Annotated in this window: 17 protein-coding genes; 1 reads left to right on the top strand and 16 read right to left on the bottom strand. The window is 69.3% G+C overall.

Annotated features, from left to right (window positions below):
• Positions 1–67: 67 nt before the first annotated feature.
• The 4 genes from JC881_RS11040 to pbpC all read right to left on the bottom strand — a co-directional run bounded on the left by JC881_RS11040 (position 68) and on the right by pbpC (position 5,577).
• Positions 68–748, bottom strand: coding sequence for a FadR/GntR family transcriptional regulator (locus JC881_RS11040; protein ID WP_198785757.1), 681 nt, complete (start codon positions 746–748; stop codon positions 68–70).
• Between the two features lie 123 nt (positions 749–871).
• On the bottom strand, positions 872–1,792 hold the full coding sequence (locus JC881_RS11035) for a hypothetical protein (RefSeq protein WP_198785756.1): 921 nt from the start codon (positions 1,790–1,792) through the stop codon (positions 872–874).
• An 87-nt stretch (positions 1,793–1,879) separates the two neighbouring features.
• Positions 1,880–3,337, bottom strand: coding sequence for a TPM domain-containing protein (locus tag JC881_RS11030; protein WP_198785755.1), 1,458 nt, complete (start codon positions 3,335–3,337; stop codon positions 1,880–1,882).
• Positions 3,334–5,577 carry a penicillin-binding protein 1C gene (pbpC, locus tag JC881_RS11025; protein ID WP_198785754.1) on the bottom strand — a complete coding sequence of 748 codons (2,244 nt, stop codon included), beginning with the start codon at positions 5,575–5,577 and terminating at the stop codon, positions 3,334–3,336. The genes JC881_RS11030 and pbpC overlap by 4 nt, the downstream gene beginning before the upstream one ends.
• 266 nt (positions 5,578–5,843) lie before the next feature.
• Here pbpC and JC881_RS11020 point away from each other — a divergent pair, with 266 nt between their 5' ends.
• The gene (locus JC881_RS11020; protein WP_443083341.1) at positions 5,844–6,047 is read left to right on the top strand and encodes a thrombospondin type 3 repeat-containing protein; all 204 of its coding nucleotides are present in this window, start codon (positions 5,844–5,846) and stop codon (positions 6,045–6,047) included.
• A gap of 55 nt (positions 6,048–6,102) precedes the next feature.
• On the opposite strand, the gene JC881_RS11015 is transcribed toward JC881_RS11020, so the two are convergent.
• From JC881_RS11015 to JC881_RS10960, 12 genes are all read right to left on the bottom strand, one after another.
• Positions 6,103–6,729 (bottom strand): LysE family translocator, encoded by a 627-nt coding sequence (locus JC881_RS11015; protein WP_093443159.1) that lies wholly within the window; start codon positions 6,727–6,729, stop codon positions 6,103–6,105.
• A gap of 48 nt (positions 6,730–6,777) precedes the next feature.
• Positions 6,778–7,179: a GFA family protein gene (locus tag JC881_RS11010; protein WP_198785753.1), complete on the bottom strand. Its 402-nt coding sequence runs from the start codon at positions 7,177–7,179 to the stop codon at positions 6,778–6,780.
• Positions 7,180–7,254: 75 nt separating this feature from the next.
• On the bottom strand, positions 7,255–7,533 hold the full coding sequence (locus tag JC881_RS11005; protein WP_013539925.1) for a DUF2277 domain-containing protein: 279 nt from the start codon (positions 7,531–7,533) through the stop codon (positions 7,255–7,257).
• Between the two features lie 35 nt (positions 7,534–7,568).
• Positions 7,569–8,066, bottom strand: a complete 498-nt coding sequence (locus JC881_RS11000; protein WP_198785752.1) for a GNAT family N-acetyltransferase — start codon at positions 8,064–8,066, stop codon at positions 7,569–7,571.
• On the bottom strand, positions 8,063–8,647 hold the full coding sequence (locus JC881_RS10995) for a GNAT family N-acetyltransferase (protein WP_198785751.1): 585 nt from the start codon (positions 8,645–8,647) through the stop codon (positions 8,063–8,065). The genes JC881_RS11000 and JC881_RS10995 overlap by 4 nt, the downstream gene beginning before the upstream one ends.
• Before the next feature lie 81 nt (positions 8,648–8,728).
• On the bottom strand, positions 8,729–10,072 hold the full coding sequence (locus JC881_RS10990; RefSeq protein ID WP_198785750.1) for an amidase: 1,344 nt from the start codon (positions 10,070–10,072) through the stop codon (positions 8,729–8,731).
• Positions 10,072–10,785 carry a DUF2848 domain-containing protein gene (locus JC881_RS10985; protein ID WP_233101704.1) on the bottom strand — a complete coding sequence of 238 codons (714 nt, stop codon included), beginning with the start codon at positions 10,783–10,785 and terminating at the stop codon, positions 10,072–10,074. Before JC881_RS10985 ends, JC881_RS10990 begins: the two co-directional genes overlap by 1 nt.
• 7 nt (positions 10,786–10,792) lie before the next feature.
• Entirely contained in the window at positions 10,793–12,103 is a 1,311-nt protein-coding gene (locus JC881_RS10980; protein ID WP_198785749.1) for an MFS transporter, read from the bottom strand.
• Positions 12,104–12,149: 46 nt separating this feature from the next.
• Entirely contained in the window at positions 12,150–12,827 is a 678-nt protein-coding gene (locus JC881_RS10975; RefSeq protein WP_198785748.1) for a DUF4286 family protein, read from the bottom strand.
• Positions 12,828–12,971: 144 nt separating this feature from the next.
• On the bottom strand, positions 12,972–13,889 hold the full coding sequence (locus tag JC881_RS10970; protein ID WP_198785747.1) for a LysR family transcriptional regulator: 918 nt from the start codon (positions 13,887–13,889) through the stop codon (positions 12,972–12,974).
• Positions 13,890–13,956: 67 nt separating this feature from the next.
• Positions 13,957–14,250 carry a YciI family protein gene (locus JC881_RS10965; RefSeq protein WP_198785746.1) on the bottom strand — a complete coding sequence of 98 codons (294 nt, stop codon included), beginning with the start codon at positions 14,248–14,250 and terminating at the stop codon, positions 13,957–13,959.
• Positions 14,251–14,276: 26 nt separating this feature from the next.
• Positions 14,277–15,251, bottom strand: a complete 975-nt coding sequence (locus JC881_RS10960; protein ID WP_198785745.1) for a tripartite tricarboxylate transporter substrate binding protein — start codon at positions 15,249–15,251, stop codon at positions 14,277–14,279.
• Positions 15,252–15,281: the final 30 nt, after the last annotated feature.

Raw genomic sequence — 15,281 nt, 5'->3', positions numbered from 1 at the left:
GCTCATTGAAGTACCTTCGTGCTGCGCACTGCGGTGCGAGCTTGCTTGGGGCGGCCCGGCGCGGCGCTCATGCCGTCCCCAGCGCCAGCATGTTGAGCATCGGCGCCATGAAATTGCGCACGGCGGTCGCGGCGCGCTCGGGGTCGCGGCTCGCGATGGCTTCGACGATGGCGCGGTGCGCGGCTTCGTCGGGCTCGGGCAGGCTGGTGCCCATGCTGCTTGCGATCGTTTCCTTGATGTAGCCGGTGATGAAGCGGCAGGTCTCGGCCAGCGCGAGGTTGCCCGAGATGTCGACGATGGCCAGGTGGAAGGCGAGGTCGCGCTCGATGAAGCCCGCGCCGTCGTCGCCCGGTTCCGGCACGCCGCGTTTGTCGAGCAGGGTGTGCAGGCGGCGCAGGTCGCGCGCGGTGTGGCGCACCGCGGCGAGCCGGGCGGCCTCGACCTCGAGCGCGCGGCGCACCTCGAACTGGTCGCGCAGGCTGGCCAGGCGCATCTTCTGCAGGCTGGCCGAGGGGTCGTAGCCCGAGCGCACGTAGGTGCCCGAGCCCTGCCGCACTTCGAGGAGGCCACGCGAGACCAGCGTTTTCACCGCCTCGCGCACCGTGCCGCGGCTCACGCCCAGCAGTTGCGCGAGCTGCGGCTCGATGGGAATGCGCGTGCCGATGGCCCAGCGGCCCGCGGAGATTTCGTTGCGAATGCTGTCGGCGGCGGTGTCCGCCAGGGAGGTTCGGGGGGCGTGTGCCAGCATGTCTCGGAGCGCCTATTCATTGAATCATTGGATGAATTCTGACATTCACGCAAAGTCGCAGTCGGCCTCATGGGCTCTTGCGCTTGGCTCTTTGCGCGCGGGCCGTGCGGCTTCCGGGCCCGGTCAGCGGTTCTCGATGCTGGAGGGTTTCGACCTCTGCAGCGTCTGCCGCGGCTCGTCCAATTGCGCCATCAGTTCGGCGACCGCGCCCGCCACGCGGTCCTGCTGTTCGGAGACGGCGTCTGCATAGACGTCGATCTGGTTGTCGATGTTCAACTCGCGCCGGATCGCCACCATGATCGGCTGCATCTTCGTGTTGATGGCCTGCAGCCCCAGCATCAGGCTTTTGACGAACTCGCCGTGCAGCGCATGCCGCTCCACGTGCAGCGCCTGGCGCGTCTCGCTGTGGTCGCGCAGGAACTTGGTCTGGGTGTCCAGCGCGAGGTCGAGCATCTTGCGTTTTGTCTCGTCGCCCTCGACGTTGCCTGACGCAACGAACTGGTCGATGGCCGTGAGCGCGCGCTTCTGCTCGGCCAGTGCGCCTTCGCAGAGCGTCGTGTAGAAGTCGATCTCGCTGAGCACCTGCTGGATCGGCTGGGCCGCGCCGATGAGCTTGAAATGCAGCGCGCTGAAGGTGCCGATGAGATCGGACACCAGCGCCGAGGTCTTGGCCTCCGACACCATCTGCAGCTTGGCCGCTGCCGCGAAGAAGCCCTGCAGCGGCTGCGCCGCGTCGGCCTTGTTCAGGTCCGCGGTCGGCAGCGAGCTCAGGTAGGAGCTCGCGTGCACGAACTGGTCGATCGCGTGCAGGTACACATCACGGCGCAGGTCCGCCAGGCGCTGGGCGGCCTTCTCGTCCTTGTCGTGCCGCAGCTGCCGCATGAAGTGCCGGGCGTTGTCGCGGTTGGCCACCTTCACGCCCCACAGGGCCAGCGCCGCCGCGATGAGCGCGGCCCAGAAGACATCGGGCACTTTCCGCAGGATGCCGAAGATGACGCCCGCGAAGACGAGGAAGTCACCCCAGAGTGCGGTCAATGAATCCATGAGGAGGCCGAGGGAGTGGGAGGCGGCGCCATCCTAAGCCAGTCGCGGCGCGGTGGATAGCTGGCGTTTGACCGGGTGGGTAGCCGGCTACCAACTGCCCGAGGCGCCGCCGCCACTGCTGGAGCCGCCGCTGTCCGACGACGAAGAAGACGAGGAGGACGAACTGTCGCTCGAAGAACTGCTGCTGCTGCTGCTCGACCACCCGCTGTCACTGTCGCTATCACTGCCGCTGCCGTCGCTCTCCAGGTTGAACGCCTTTGGCAGGAAGGCGAAGGCCGAGCTCACGGCGGCGACCAGCAGCATCGGCAGCCCGATGTCGTCGCCCCCGCCGTCGTAGAAGGTCCAGCCCAGGATCGCGGTCGCCCCGAGCACGAAGACCAGGCGCACCCAGAAGCTGCGCGGGCTCTCGCGCCAGGCGTTGCGTGCGCCGAGGCCGACCGCTGCGAGGTAGGCCAGCACGATCGCCGCGATCACCATGTACATCATGCCCAGCCCGATGTCGGCCCCATCCATGAACTTGCCGGCGAAGGTCAGCGCCACGATCAGGAGCACCGCGATGGTGGTGACGATCCGTGCCAGCACCGAGCGGCTGCACGCGATTCCGAGGCCGAAACCGACCGGTGCGGGCAGAAACAGCAGCATTCCAAGCAGTGCGGGACTCACCAGTACGGTCGCCGCCACAAGGGGCGCGGCGGCCAGGAGGGCCATCGAGAACGGCCAGCGCTTGAACGGCGCCGATGCCGGCGAGGCCACGGGCGACGGCGGCCGCGAGCGTTCGGCGTTCTTGCGCCGCTTCTTTCTTTTTCCGGAGGCGTAGGTCTCTTCCGCGGGCGTGCGCTGCGCGAGCCAGTCCTCGGCGGTGGGCGCCGGCTTCGCGCGCCGGCGGCCATGCCATGCGCCGACGGCGATGCTCCACAGCAGCACGCCGAAGAGCGCCCAGCCCGCGGGCGTGACGCCGCCCGCTTCGCGCGGTGCATCGTCCGTGGACGACTGCACTTCCTGCACCCCCTGCGCATCCTGAACCTGCGGCGCCTCGGTGCCGTACAGCGTGCCGCCGACGAGCAGCGACAGCGACTGCACCGCGGTGCGGATGCCGCCCGCGAAGTCGCCGCTGCGAAAGCGCGGGGTCATCTGCTGGTCGATGATGCGGGCGGCCTGGATGTCGGTGATCCTGCCTTCCAGGCCCGTGCCCACCTCGATGCGCATGCGGCGGTCCTTCAGCGCCACCAGCAGCAGCACGCCGTCGTCCGCGTCCTCGCGCCCGAGCTTCCACTGCGCGAACACGCGCGTGGCGAACTGCTCGATGGAATCCTCGCCGGTGGTCGGCACGATCAGCACGGCGAGCTGCGCCTCGGTGTCTGTCTCCAGCGCGTCGATCTGCTGGCGCAAGTCATCGGCCTCCGACGCCTGCAGCGTGTTCGTGAGATCGACCACGCGCGACGACATGGCGGGCACCGGCACGGGCCTGGCCTGCGCGGCCGGCAGCCAGGCCAGCATCGCGATGCATGCCAGAAGAAGACCGAGCCAGCCGCGCAGCGCTTTCATCGGCGCGCGCTCTTGGTCACCACGCCCGCGCCGCGCACTTCGAGCCTGCGCTGGTCGACCACCTTGCCGGAGGCGTCGACCAGTTCAATCACATGGCGTCCGGGCCACGGCAGCCACTGCGCGCTGTTGCCGCGCGCGAAGGGCTTGCCGTCGATGCGCCACTGCACGCCGCGGCCCTCGGACTCGAAGCGCACGCGCTGGCGCAGCGGCGGAATGTCCGGGTCCAGCGCGATGATGGTGCCGTCCGAGGGCGCGGTGATGCGCGCGGCGAAGGCGTTGGTCGCCATGCCGGTATCGAGCGCGAAGAGCGGCTGCTCGGTGCCCTGCAGGAACCACTCGCTGCGCGCCGCCTCGATGGCGTTGCCGTCGGCGGCGGGGCCGAATTCGACACGCGCCTCGACGAGGCCGGCAGGCGGCGCCGGTGCGCGGCTGGGCTCGCGCGCATGCAGGAAGCGCATCACCTCGGCCCACACGGGTGCCGCGCCGCTGGTGCCGCTCACGTCCCACATCGACGCGCCGCTCGCGTTGCCCACCCACACGCCGACCGTGTAGCGCTGCGACCAGCCCACGGCCCAGTTGTCGCGCATGTCCTTGCTGGTGCCGGTTTTCACCGCGGTCCAGAAGCGGGTCGAGAGGATGCTGTCCAGGCCGAAGGTGCGCGTGCGCGCGTTCGGGTCGGAGAGGATGTCGCCGACGATGAAGGCGGCGCGCGGATCGAGCAGCGGCGCAGCAGCCGCGGTCTTCGCCCTGTCGGCGGCAGACGCCGGCGGCCGCGCGGTCAGCGTCGTCGTGCCGTAGCGCCCGCCATTGGCGAGCATGCGGTAGGCGTTGGCGAGCGACAGCAGCGACACCTCGGCGCTGCCGAGCGCGAGGCTGTAGCCGTAGTAGTCGCCGCTCTCGCGCAGCGGCAGCCCGGTTGCGCGCAGGCTCCGCGCGAACGACTCGGGCGACACCATCACCAGCGTGCGCACCGCCGGCACGTTGAGCGATGCGGCCAGTGCCGTGCGCGCGGAGACCGGGCCCTTGAACTGCCGGTCGTAGTTCTGCGGAATGTAGAGGCCGCTCGCGGTGCTGATCTGCGCCGACGAGTCCTCGATCAGCGAGGCCGCGGTGAGCCGCTTCTCGGCGATCGCCTGGCCGTAGAGCAGCGGCTTGAGCGTGGAGCCCGGCTGGCGCAGCGCCGTGACGCCATCGACCTCGGCCGCCTGGCTCAGCGGGCCGGAGGAGCCGACCCACGCGAGCACCTCGCCGCTCGCGTTGTCCAGCACCACGAGCGCGCCGTCTTCCACGTGGCGGTCGCGCAGCTCGCGCAGGTGGCGCTGCAGGGAGTCGAGCGCGAAGCGCTGCAGCGGCGCGCGCAGCGTGGTGCGGATGCTGGTTTCCTTGTTCTTCGGCGGGGCGGCGGGAGCGGCGGCATCCGCATCTCGCAACTCACGCAGCACCCGCCGCGCGGCATGCGGCGCGATGCCCTCGTTCGCATCGAAGGCGCGGCGCTGCACCGCGGCGCTCGTGAACATGTCGACCGCATCGCAATCGACTTTCTGCTCGGGCTCCATCGCGCGCAGCACCTCGCACGCGCGCTGCGCGACGAGGGCAGGCTTGGCGTTCGGCGCGCGCACCAGCGCCGCGGCCACCGCTGCTTCGCGCGCATCGAGGCCGCTCGGCGCCTTGCTGAAGAGGGTGCGCGAGAGCGCATCGATTCCCACGATCTCGCCGCGGAACGGCACGGTGTTCAGGTACGCCTCCAGGATCTGGTCCTTGCGCCAGCTGCGCTCCAGCTGCGTGGCGGCCACGGTCTGGCCGATTTTCTGCGTGAAGCTGCGGCCGCCCGAGGTGCGGCGCAGGTCCTCGTCCAGCAGGCCCGACAGCTGCATCGTGATGGTCGAGGCGCCCCGGGTGCGCGTGTTCCAGAGGTTGCCCCAGGCGGCGGACGACACCGCGCGCCAGTCGATGCCGCTGTGTTCGTAGAAGCGCCGGTCCTCGCTCAGCACCATGGCTGTGCGCAGGGCCGGCGACACGTCGGCCAGCGCGATCCACTGGCCGCGCCGCACGGTGGCGTCGGTGCGCACGCGCTGCAGCAGCTCGCCGTTGCGGTCGAGCACGGCGGTGTCGGAGGAGCGGAAATCGCGCTTCACGTCGTCGAAGGTGACGAGCGCCCAGGCCGGGTGCGCGCAGGCCACGGACAGCACGGCCACGGCGAGCGCCCTGCGGGTGGGCGTGAAAAGCGCAAGCAACTGCATCGAAAGGTGAGGGTGATTCAGGGGGCGGTTGCCCGCATTCTCCGCGAAGCACCACGGGAACCTCGCCTACTCGGCAACGGGCGCCTTGCCGCCTTGCCGGCACGCGGGCGCGAGGCCAAAGTTCACATCAGATTCCACATCCGGTAACGAACTTCACGCGACGGCTTCCATCGGGAAACCCAACGCGTACCGGCGTGGCCTTCAATGCCCTACCGGCTCGCTGGAGGCGAGCCCGGTTTCATAACCACTCCAAGGAGAAACGCATCATGATGATGAAGACACTGACGATCGTGCTGGCCGCATCGGCCGCCCTGGCCGGTTGCGTGGTCGCACCGTACGACAACAACCCGCCGCCGCGCGCTTACCGCGACCGCGATCGCGACGGCGTGCCGAACCGTGCCGACCGCGACCGCGACGGCGATGGGGTCCCGAACCGCTACGACCGGGCGCCCAACAACCCGAACCGCTGAAGCAAAAAAGGCCGCGAACTCTGCGCTTCGCGGCCTTTTTATTGAGCGGTATGCCTTACCCCGGCCGGCGCGCCATCAGCGCCCAGAGGCCTGCCGCGCTCAGCAGCGAACCCCCCGTGAGATTGAAACGCCGCTGCGCGCGCGGCGACGAAAGCAGCTTGCGCGCCGAGCCCGCGAACACCGCATACAGCGTCGCGTTCAGCGCGGCCATCGCCACGAAGGTCACGGCCAGCACCCACATCTGCCGCGTCACGTCGGCCGCCGGGCTGATGAACTGCGGCAGGAACGCCACGAAGAAAACGATGCCCTTGGGGTTGAGCGCCGTCACCAGGTAGGTGTTGGCGAAGAGCCTCCAGCGCGAGGCCGGCGCCGCGGGTGCGGCCATCTCGGTGGACGTGATCCCCGCGCGCATCAGCCGGATGCCCAGGTACAGCAGGTACAGCCCGCCCACCCACTTGACCACCGTGAACCAGAAGGCCGAGGTCGCCAGCAGCGCACCCAGGCCCAGCAGCGAGACGACCAGCGCGGTCGAGTCGCCCAATGCCACGGCGGCGATGAGCGGCACGTTGGCGCGGCGGCCGTGCGACATGGAGTAGCTGATCACCGTGAGGATGGTCGGCCCCGGAATGATCAGCAGCACGGCGGAGGCCGCGACGAAGGCGAGCCAGAGTTCGATGGGCATGAGGTTGTCTCCTGTGGGTGTGGATGTTTGTGGGGAGCGACGCTCGCGTCAGGTGCCGATGGCCGCGCGCGCGACGTGCCAGGTGCCGCGGTGCCCGTCCACGTAGCTGATCGGCGAGCTGGTCAGCTCGTCCAGTTCCACGTCGTCCAGGCAGGTCACGTTCACGCCGTAGGCGCTGGCGCCGGTCTCGGGCGAATGGCCCACGCCGAAGGAGCGCACGCGGCAGTGGCGGCACACGATGTAGTGGCTGTTGCGGGTGTCCAGCATCTGGTCGCTGAGTTCGGATTCGCCTTCGAGCAGGCGGAAGGCATCGGTCGCGACGATGGCCGGCCAGAAGCGCGTCTGGGTGCAGATGGCGCAGTTGCACCGCAGGGTGCCCAGGGTGAGGTCGATGTCGGCTTCGAATCGCACGGCGCCGCAGTGGCAGCCGCCGGTGTAGGTCTTTTTCATGTGCGTGTCGGTTGCATCTGGCAACACGCAAACACGATATCAAACGCCGCGCGGGCAAGCGTCGGCGAGGGCTTTTCAGGCGGGCGCGGTGCCGAACCGGGCCGCCGACCGGGCCTTCGCGCGTTCCGCCTCGACCGCGCGGTCCTTCGGCTCGGCCGTGGTGACCAGCGAGTCGATCAGGCGCGCCGCGGTCGCGGCCACCTCGTCGACCGCGCGCTCGAAGGCCTCTTCATTGGCCTTGGACGGCACGCTGAAACCGCTGAGCTTGCGCACGAACTGCAGCGCGGCGGCGCGTATCTCCTGCTCGGTGGCGGGGGGCTCGAAGTTGTAGAGGGTCTTGATGCTTCTGCACATGGGCGCTCTCTCCAAATTGCAGTGAAGGTTTCAGTCTAGCGAAGCAGTGCCATCCTGAAAGCGTCGTGGTAAATGCCGTCGATGAGGCTGGCGCGCCGGGCGAGGCCTTCGTGTTCGAAGCCGAGGCGCTCGTACAGCGCCTTGGCGTTCAGGTTGTCCGCGCGCACCGAGAGTTCGATGCGGGTGAGCCCGCGTGCCCACGACCGGTCGATGGCCGCCTGCAGCAGCTGCGTGCCCAGGCCCCGGCCGCGCGCCTCGGGCAAGAGGGCGATGCCCAGGATGCCGATGTGCGCGCGCGAATGCCCGAAGACCGGTGACACGTCGCACCAGCCCACGACCCGGCCGCCGGCATCGACGGCCACGACATGCGGAAAGCCCTCGGCCAGCACGTTGCGATAGAACGCGAGCGACTGCTCCCACGGCGGCGCCTGGATCTGCGCGAGGTATTTCTTTTCGCGAGCGACCGTGTCGAGCGCCAGGTACAGGCTCTCGAAATGGCGCTCTTCGGTCGAGACGATGGAATGAACAGTCATGCGTGAAGCCTCGTTTCCAGTTGATCCTTCACCGCCGGCCACTCGTCGTCGATGATGCTGAAGCGCACCGAGTTGCGCTTGCGGCCGTTGGGCATGATCCGCTCGTGGCGCACGATGCCCTCCTGCTTCGCGCCGAGCCGCAGGATGGCCGCGCGCGATGCCGCGTTGATCTCGTCGGTGGTGAACTGCACGCGCACGCAGGCCATCTCCTCGAAGGCGTGGCACAGCATCAGGTACTTGGCTTCGGTGTTGACGAAGCTCTTCTGCCACGAGGCAGAGATCCAGGTGCTGCCGATCTCCAGCTTGCGGTGGGTGCGATCGATCTTCCAGAAGCGGGTCGAGCCGATGACGCGGCCGGTCTCGCGCAGCACGGTGACGTAGGCCATCACGTGGCCTGCTGCCTGACCCTCGAGCGGGGTGCGCAAGTAGGCGTCGATGGTCTGGGCCGAGGGGACGACGGTGAACGGCAGGTTCCAGAGTTCGCCGTCGGCGGCGGCTGCCACAAGGGCGGGGGCGTCGGAGGCCTGGAGGGGCCGCAGGGTGATGCGGCGACCGACGAGGGGCTGATGGGACGGGGACATGCGCTGAAGATAGCGCAAGCTGCTCCCTCACCCCAACCCTCTCCCGCGAACGGGAGAGGGAGAGGAGAGGGGGCAAGACGGTCAGCGCAGCGCTTGCTCCACCGCCAGCGCCACGGCCGCGAGCCGCGCATCGTCGCCGCGCACCGACGAGAGCATCAGCCCCACGGGCAGTTCGTCCGGCGCATGGCACGGCAGGCTGAACGCGCAGCCGTCGAGGAAGTTGATCGCGAAGGTATTGCGCAGCAAGAGGCCGTTGGCCTGGAAGAACGCCGCGTCCTCGGCCAGCGACGCGATGGGCGGCGCGACGATCGGCACCGTCGGGCAGATGAGCGCGTCGAAGCCTTCGAGCGCGTGTTCGACGCGGCCGATCCAGTCGCGCCGGCGGTCCTGCATGACGATGTAGTCCGCGGCGCGCACCTCGGTGCCGAGCGCGATGCGTGCGGCCACGCGCGAGTCGAAACCCTCGCGCTTCGCAGCGAAGCGTTCGCGATGCACGGCCGATGCTTCCACTGGCGAGAAGCCGCCGGGCGCGTTGATCGACGCGATCTCCGCAAGCTCCGCCAGCGTGATGTCGACCACCTGCGCGCCCGCCGCCGACAGCGCCTGCACCGAGCGCTCGAAGGCGCGCGCGACCGAGGGCTCGATGCCGTCGAACATCAGCGTGCGCGGCACCGCCAGGCGCAGGCCCGCGAGCGGACGGCGGCGCACCGCGAGCGGCGCATCGGCAATGGCCGCATCGGCGACGAGGCAGTCCTCGACGCTGCGCGCCATCGCGCAGACGGTGTCCAGAGAACGCGCGAGCTCGAAGGCGCCCGTGCGCGGCACGCGCGACTGCGTGCTCTTGAAGCCCACGAGCCCGCAGAGCGCGGCCGGGATGCGGATCGAACCGCCCGTGTCCGAGCCCAGCCCCGCGACCGCGAGGCCCAGCGCCACCGACACGGCTGCGCCCGACGACGAGCCGCCCGGGATGCGCGGCGTGCCTGCATCGGCCGGGTTGTGTGGTGTGCCGTGGTGCGGGTTGATGCCCACGCCCGAGAACGCGAACTCCGTCATGTTGGTCTTGCCGACGATGGCCGCGCCCTGCGTGCGCAGCCGCGCCACGGCCACTGCATCGCGTGCGGCCGGCGGCTCGCCCTTGCAGACGGCGGAGCCCGCCATCGTGGTTTCGCCCGCGACGTCGTACAGGTCCTTGACCGACACCGGCAGGCCCGCGAGCGCGCCGAGCTGCACGCCGGCCTTCTGCGCCGCATCCGCATGGCGCGCCGCAGCGAGCGCCGCATCGGCATAGGTCTTCGTGAACACGTGCTGCGCCGAAGGCAGCGCGGCCGCTTCGAGCACCTGCTGGATCAGCGCTTCATGCGACAGCTCGCCGCGCGCGATGCGTTCGCGCAGCGCGGCGATGGTGAGGTGGCCCGTGCCGCGCATCACGCCACCACCGGCAGTGCGTTCACCGCATAGCGGTGCACGATGCGCCGTTGCAGGCGGGGGTCGTGCAGCTCGATCTCCATCTGCGACGCGGGGCGGATGCCTTCGCCCTTCGCGTTGGGCAGCGCGCCGAGCGTGCCGCAGGTCATGAAGAGGCCCTCGGGCGCCGCATCCGCGCCCGGCATGCCGTCGCGCAATGCGGCCAGCGGGCGGATCGATGCGAGCGTGCCGCGTTGGTAGTCGACCCAGCGGCCATCCTCGAGGATGCGCGAGTGCAGTTCGATCTCGTCCTGGTGCGCCTGCAGGTCGCGCCAGCGCCAGGCCACCTGGGCCACGGGCTTGGCGCACATCTGTTTGGAGACGGCGACGGAATAACTTTCGACTTGGCGGTCGGTATGGTCCGAGGCCACGCTCAGCCACCACTCGCCTTGCGAGAAAAAGAACACGGGCTCGGCCTCGCCGGAGCTCTGGTCGCCCAACGCCTCGATGGCGCTGGCCTGGGTCAGCTGCTGTGCGGCCACCCGGTAGTACAGCGGCACGCTCGAAGGGCGCGGCACGCCGATGGCGGCCAGTTCCTCGATGTGGTGTTCGATGGCCGCGACGTCGCGGCCAGTCCATCCGGCCACCACCAGCGCGGTGGGTTCGACGGAACGCAGTTCGATGGCGCGGGCGCCGTCGGCGCTCACGGTTTCGCAGGCAAAACGAAGAGGCATGGCGATCTCAGGCTTCCAGGGGTTTCTTGGCGGTTTCGCGCGCGATGACGAGCGCGACCAGCGTGATGCAGAGCGCCACCGTCACATACAGCGACACGGCCACCGTGCTGCCCCACGACTTGTAGAGGCTCGCGATGATGAGCGGCGCGAAGCCGCCGCCCAGAATGCCAGCCAGCGTGTAGGCCAGCGACGAGCCGGCATAGCGCACGCGGCCCGGGAACTGCTCGGTCACGAAGGCGGCCTGTGGGCCGTACATGATCGCGTGGATGATCAGGCCGACCACCACCGCCGCGCAGATCGCGATCGGCTGCGCGCTGTTCATCAGCACGAAGAACACGAAGGCCCAGACGATGCCCAGCAGGGCGCCCGCGATGTACACGGGCTTGCGGCCGATGCGGTCCGAGAGGCTGCCGAAGTACGGCACCGCGATCGCGTTGCAGGCCGCGCCGATCATCGTCGCGGTGAGCGCGAGCGGCCGCGAGAGATGCAGCACCGTCGTCACGTAGGTGAGCGTGAACACCACCACCAGCGCATAGAGCACATCGGAGCCGATGCGCGAGCCGCCGGCCACCAGCAGGCGGCGCCAGTGCTGCGTGAACACTTCCTTCACGGGCGTCTTGGCCGTGGCCTTCTTCTGTTCCATCTCGAGGAACACCGGCGTTTCTTCCACGCCGCTGCGCAGCCACAGGCCGAACAGCACCAGCGCGACGCTCGAGATGAACGGAATGCGCCAGCCCCATGCCATGAAGTCTTCCGGGCTCAACCAGGCCGACACGGCCGCGATGAAGCCGGTGCCGATCAGCGTGCCGAACGACGGGCCGATCTGCGTGAACGAGGCGTTGCGGCCGCGCTCGTTCGGCTTGCCGTGTTCCATCGACAGCAGCACCGCGCCGGCCCATTCGCCGCCGAGCGCCACGCCCTGCACGAAGCGCAGCGCGACCAGCGCGACCGGCGCCCAGATGCCCCAGGTCGCGTAGGTCGGCAGCAGCCCCATGAGGCCGGTGGAGACGCCCATGATGACCAGCGTGGCCACCAGCACGAAGCGCCGGCCGAGCCGGTCGCCCAGGTGCCCGAACACCACGCCGCCCAGCGGCCGCGAGATGTAGCCGACCGCATAGGTCGAGAACGCGAGGATGGTGCCCGTGAGCGGGTCGAACGATGGGAAGAACACCGCGTTGAAGACCAGCGCGGCCATGATGTTGTAGACGGTGAAGTCGTACCACTCCAGCGTGGTGCCGATGGAGCTGGCCATCGCGAGCCGGCCCATCTTGGGCGGTGCCGCGGCGGTGGCCGGGGCCTTGAGAACGTGTTCGGTCATGGAGATGCCTTTGTTCAATGAAGAGGAGAAATGCGAGGAGACGTGATCAGTTCAGCTCGGCCGCGCCCAGCTTCCAGCCGAGTGCGAGCAGCCAGCCGGTGGCCGGGTCGGCGTCGAGCGCGATGGCTGCGGCGGTGCGTGCGGTGCGCGCTGCATCAACGCTGCTGGTTTCGACGACCAGCATCGGCCGCAGCACGCGGCCTTCGGCGGCTTCGCGCGGCAGCGGCGTGCTGAGCGTGGTGTCAGGAGCCAGCAGATACGACTGCACAAAGCCTGCTTGTTCGGCGAGCTGGCGGCCGGTTGCGGCGGCGCGCGCGACCAGCGCCTCGACATCGCTGGTGACCGCCAGCGGCAGCACGACCGCATGGCTCCCGCTGCCCAAGCCCGTCACCGCCCGCACGGCGCACACGCGGCGGATCGGCTGGCGCATGCGGTCGAGGTTGGCGATGGACCACGGCGTCTGCTTTTCGAACGCGGCGCGGTAGCCCGGCGAACCGAACACGGCCAGCGATTCGGTGCGGTACAGCCCCAGGTACTTGCGCCCGCCTTCGAGCGAGAAATAACGCGCACCCGAGAGGAAGCCGGGGATGCGCACGCGCTCTTCCACGTGCTCCCTGTCGTACCAGCGGTTGAAGTCGGCCTCGTCGGCCGGCTCGACGTCGGACGCGACGAAGAGCATGCCGTTCGCGTTCGCTGCGGAGGAGGAAAGGTCAGGTGTGTTCATGGCGGCGGAAGAGGAGGCGGGCCTTCGAAAATTGAAGGCGCGATCTTCCGTCGCGAGGTCGGACTGTCACAAACGAGTTTTTTTGGGCGACAGCCACAAGAATTACTGGCCCCTTTTCGGGGCCGGAATGCGCCGTTTTGAGGGTTAACCCTCTGAGGCCGCGCTCCAGGTTGGTGCGATTGCCGAGGTCGTGAACTGGTCGGAGGCCCGGCAGGCCAGCTCGGCCACGAGCCGGATCGCGTCGGAGTCGGCCGCTTCCAGGTGGCTCACCACGATGCGCTGCGGCGAGATGAGCGCATCGCACTCGATGATCCGCACGTCGCCGATGGCCACGTATTCGTAGCAGGGCGGCAGCGGCACCAGCGCATTGCCGAAGCCCGCCTTCACGAGCCGCGCGAGCGCCGAGATCGAGCTCACGCAGTGCACCTTGCCCAGCGGTATGCCCGCCGCGCGAAACAGGTTCTTGAGCGCCTCGTGCGGCTGCGAACCGGGGCTCATGGTGAGCACAGGCTGGCGCAGCAACTGCTCGACGGTCTGCGTGCCCTCGGCGCCGGGCGGGCCGACCCAGCCCATCGGCATCGGCAGGCACGGCGTGCTCACGATGCCCGCGCCGGCGATGTGGTCGGTCTGCAGCGCGATGTCCAGCGCCCCTTCGCGCAAGCCCCGGTGCAGCGCGAGCGTGGTCTCGGAGGTGAGCTGCACCTCGATGCCCGGGTAGGTGGAGCGCAGGTTGGTGAGAAAGCCCAGGAGCCACGTGTGCACGACGGTCTCGATGGCGCCGATGCGCACCAGCCCGAGGATGTCGCCGCGCGGGCGGCCGAGCGAGACGATCTCGCGGCGCAGCTCGAGCAGCCGCTCGCCGTAGTCCATGAGCCGCACGCCCACGGGCGTGAGCCGCAGCTCGCGCGCGTCGCGCTCGAAGAGGCGCGCGCCGATGTCTTCTTCCAGCGAGGCCACGCGGTTGGACACCGCCGCCTGCGTGATGTGGAGCCGGTCGCTCGCCGCGCGAAAGCTGCCCAGCCGCGCGGCCCAGAGGAAGGCTTCGACAAATCTTGTATTCATGAGGGCACCTGCGGGGCATTTTGCCCGCAACGCGCCCTGCGATGACGCTCGCGCAATGCGAGCCCGGTTATCGGGTTCGCTTCTTGTCGAAGAACGCCTGGCGCCAGGGCATCACCTCGACGGAGGCGAACAGCTGGCCGCTGTTGAAAGGGTCTTCGCTTGCGAAAGCCCGTGCTGCTTGCGGATCGTCGGTGTCCACGACGATGAGGCCGCCGATCGGCTGGCCGTCGGCGTCCAGCAGCGCGCCGCCGGCCAGCATCATGTGCTGGCGAGCGGTGAGGTAGTCCAGGTGGGCGGGCTTGAGCGCCGCGCGCAGCGCCTGCGCGTTCGGCTTGTCGAGGGCGATGATGGCGAATGGCATGGGGCTTGCGGACTGTTCGATGAAGGTCAGCTCGGCGTGATGCCGGCCTTGGCGATGATGGCGCTCCAGGTCTGCATCTCGCGCGCGATGAAGGCCTGGAATTGCGCGGGCGTGCTGCCTACCGGCTCGGCGCCATTGGTCACCAACGCCTCGCGGGTGATGTTCGTCTGCAGCGCCTTGCGCACCTCGGCGCTCAGGCGCTCGACGACCGCCGGATCGGTGCCCGCGGGCGCGAGCACGCCGGTCCAGGCGCTCACGTCGAAGGGCTTGCCGCTGATCTCGGCGACCGTGCGCACCTCGGGCAGCGACGCCGAGCGCCTGGCCGTCGACGCTGCGAGCGCGCGCAGCTTGCCGGACTTCACGAGCGGCCCTGCGGCCACCACGTTGGCGAACATGAGGTCCACGTGGCCGCCCATCACGTCGGCCAGGGCCGGGCCGGTGCCCTTGTAGGGCACGTGCGTCATCGAGACGCCCGATTGCAGCGCGAGCAGTTCCATGGACAGGTGGTCGGCCGTGCCGCTGCCCGTGGACGCGAACGACAGGCGCCGCGCCCTGGCCTGGGCGAGCGCCTCGTCCATCGAATGGATCGACGAGGTGGACGACGCGACCATGATGAAGGGCGACTGCACCGCCAGGCTCACCGGCGCGAAGGCCTTGACGGTGTCGAACGGCAGGTTCTTCATCATCGACGGGTTGGTGGCGTGCGGCACGCTCGCCACCAGCAGTGTGTAGCCGTCGGGCGCCGCCTTGGCCACGTACTCCGAACCGATCACCGTGCTGGCGCCGGGCTTGTTGTCCACGTAGAAGGTCTGCCCGAGCGATTCGGACATGCTCACCGCGATCGCCCGCGCGACCACGTCGGTTCCGCCGCCGGCCGTGAAGGGCACCACCACCCGCACTTGGCGGTTCGGGTAGGGGCTGGCGGCGTGCGAAGGCATGACGCCCAGGAGGCTGGCGCCGCAGCCCCCCGCCAGTGCGGTGATGAGTTCTCGACGGTTCATGGTGTTCTCCGGGTGGTAGGTGGTGGGCGG

The organism is Variovorax sp. IB41, assembly GCF_016405905.1.
In the GTDB taxonomy this organism is placed as follows: domain Bacteria; phylum Pseudomonadota; class Gammaproteobacteria; order Burkholderiales; family Burkholderiaceae_C; genus Variovorax.
The sequence above is the reverse complement of the archived record's forward strand: the minus strand, read 5'-3'. Positions and strand labels throughout refer to the sequence as shown.

Bases quoted from the DNA above. Each gene is read 5' to 3' on its own strand.
- JC881_RS11040 (WP_198785757.1), bottom strand. From the start codon at position 748: ATGCTGGCACACGCCCCCCGAACCTCCCTGGCGGACACCGCCGCCGAC.
- JC881_RS11035 (WP_198785756.1), bottom strand. From the start codon at position 1,792: ATGGATTCATTGACCGCACTCTGGGGTGACTTCCTCGTCTTCGCGGGC.
- JC881_RS11030 (WP_198785755.1), bottom strand. From the start codon at position 3,337: ATGAAAGCGCTGCGCGGCTGGCTCGGTCTTCTTCTGGCATGCATCGCG.
- pbpC (WP_198785754.1), bottom strand. From the start codon at position 5,577: ATGCAGTTGCTTGCGCTTTTCACGCCCACCCGCAGGGCGCTCGCCGTG.
- JC881_RS11020 (WP_443083341.1), top strand. From the start codon at position 5,844: ATGATGATGAAGACACTGACGATCGTGCTGGCCGCATCGGCCGCCCTG.
- JC881_RS11015 (WP_093443159.1), bottom strand. From the start codon at position 6,729: ATGCCCATCGAACTCTGGCTCGCCTTCGTCGCGGCCTCCGCCGTGCTG.
- JC881_RS11010 (WP_198785753.1), bottom strand. From the start codon at position 7,179: ATGAAAAAGACCTACACCGGCGGCTGCCACTGCGGCGCCGTGCGATTC.
- JC881_RS11005 (WP_013539925.1), bottom strand. From the start codon at position 7,533: ATGTGCAGAAGCATCAAGACCCTCTACAACTTCGAGCCCCCCGCCACC.
- JC881_RS11000 (WP_198785752.1), bottom strand. From the start codon at position 8,066: ATGACTGTTCATTCCATCGTCTCGACCGAAGAGCGCCATTTCGAGAGC.
- JC881_RS10995 (WP_198785751.1), bottom strand. From the start codon at position 8,647: ATGTCCCCGTCCCATCAGCCCCTCGTCGGTCGCCGCATCACCCTGCGG.
- JC881_RS10990 (WP_198785750.1), bottom strand. From the start codon at position 10,072: ATGCGCGGCACGGGCCACCTCACCATCGCCGCGCTGCGCGAACGCATC.
- JC881_RS10985 (WP_233101704.1), bottom strand. From the start codon at position 10,785: ATGCCTCTTCGTTTTGCCTGCGAAACCGTGAGCGCCGACGGCGCCCGC.
- JC881_RS10980 (WP_198785749.1), bottom strand. From the start codon at position 12,103: ATGACCGAACACGTTCTCAAGGCCCCGGCCACCGCCGCGGCACCGCCC.
- JC881_RS10975 (WP_198785748.1), bottom strand. From the start codon at position 12,827: ATGAACACACCTGACCTTTCCTCCTCCGCAGCGAACGCGAACGGCATG.
- JC881_RS10970 (WP_198785747.1), bottom strand. From the start codon at position 13,889: ATGAATACAAGATTTGTCGAAGCCTTCCTCTGGGCCGCGCGGCTGGGC.
- JC881_RS10965 (WP_198785746.1), bottom strand. From the start codon at position 14,250: ATGCCATTCGCCATCATCGCCCTCGACAAGCCGAACGCGCAGGCGCTG.
- JC881_RS10960 (WP_198785745.1), bottom strand. From the start codon at position 15,251: ATGAACCGTCGAGAACTCATCACCGCACTGGCGGGGGGCTGCGGCGCC.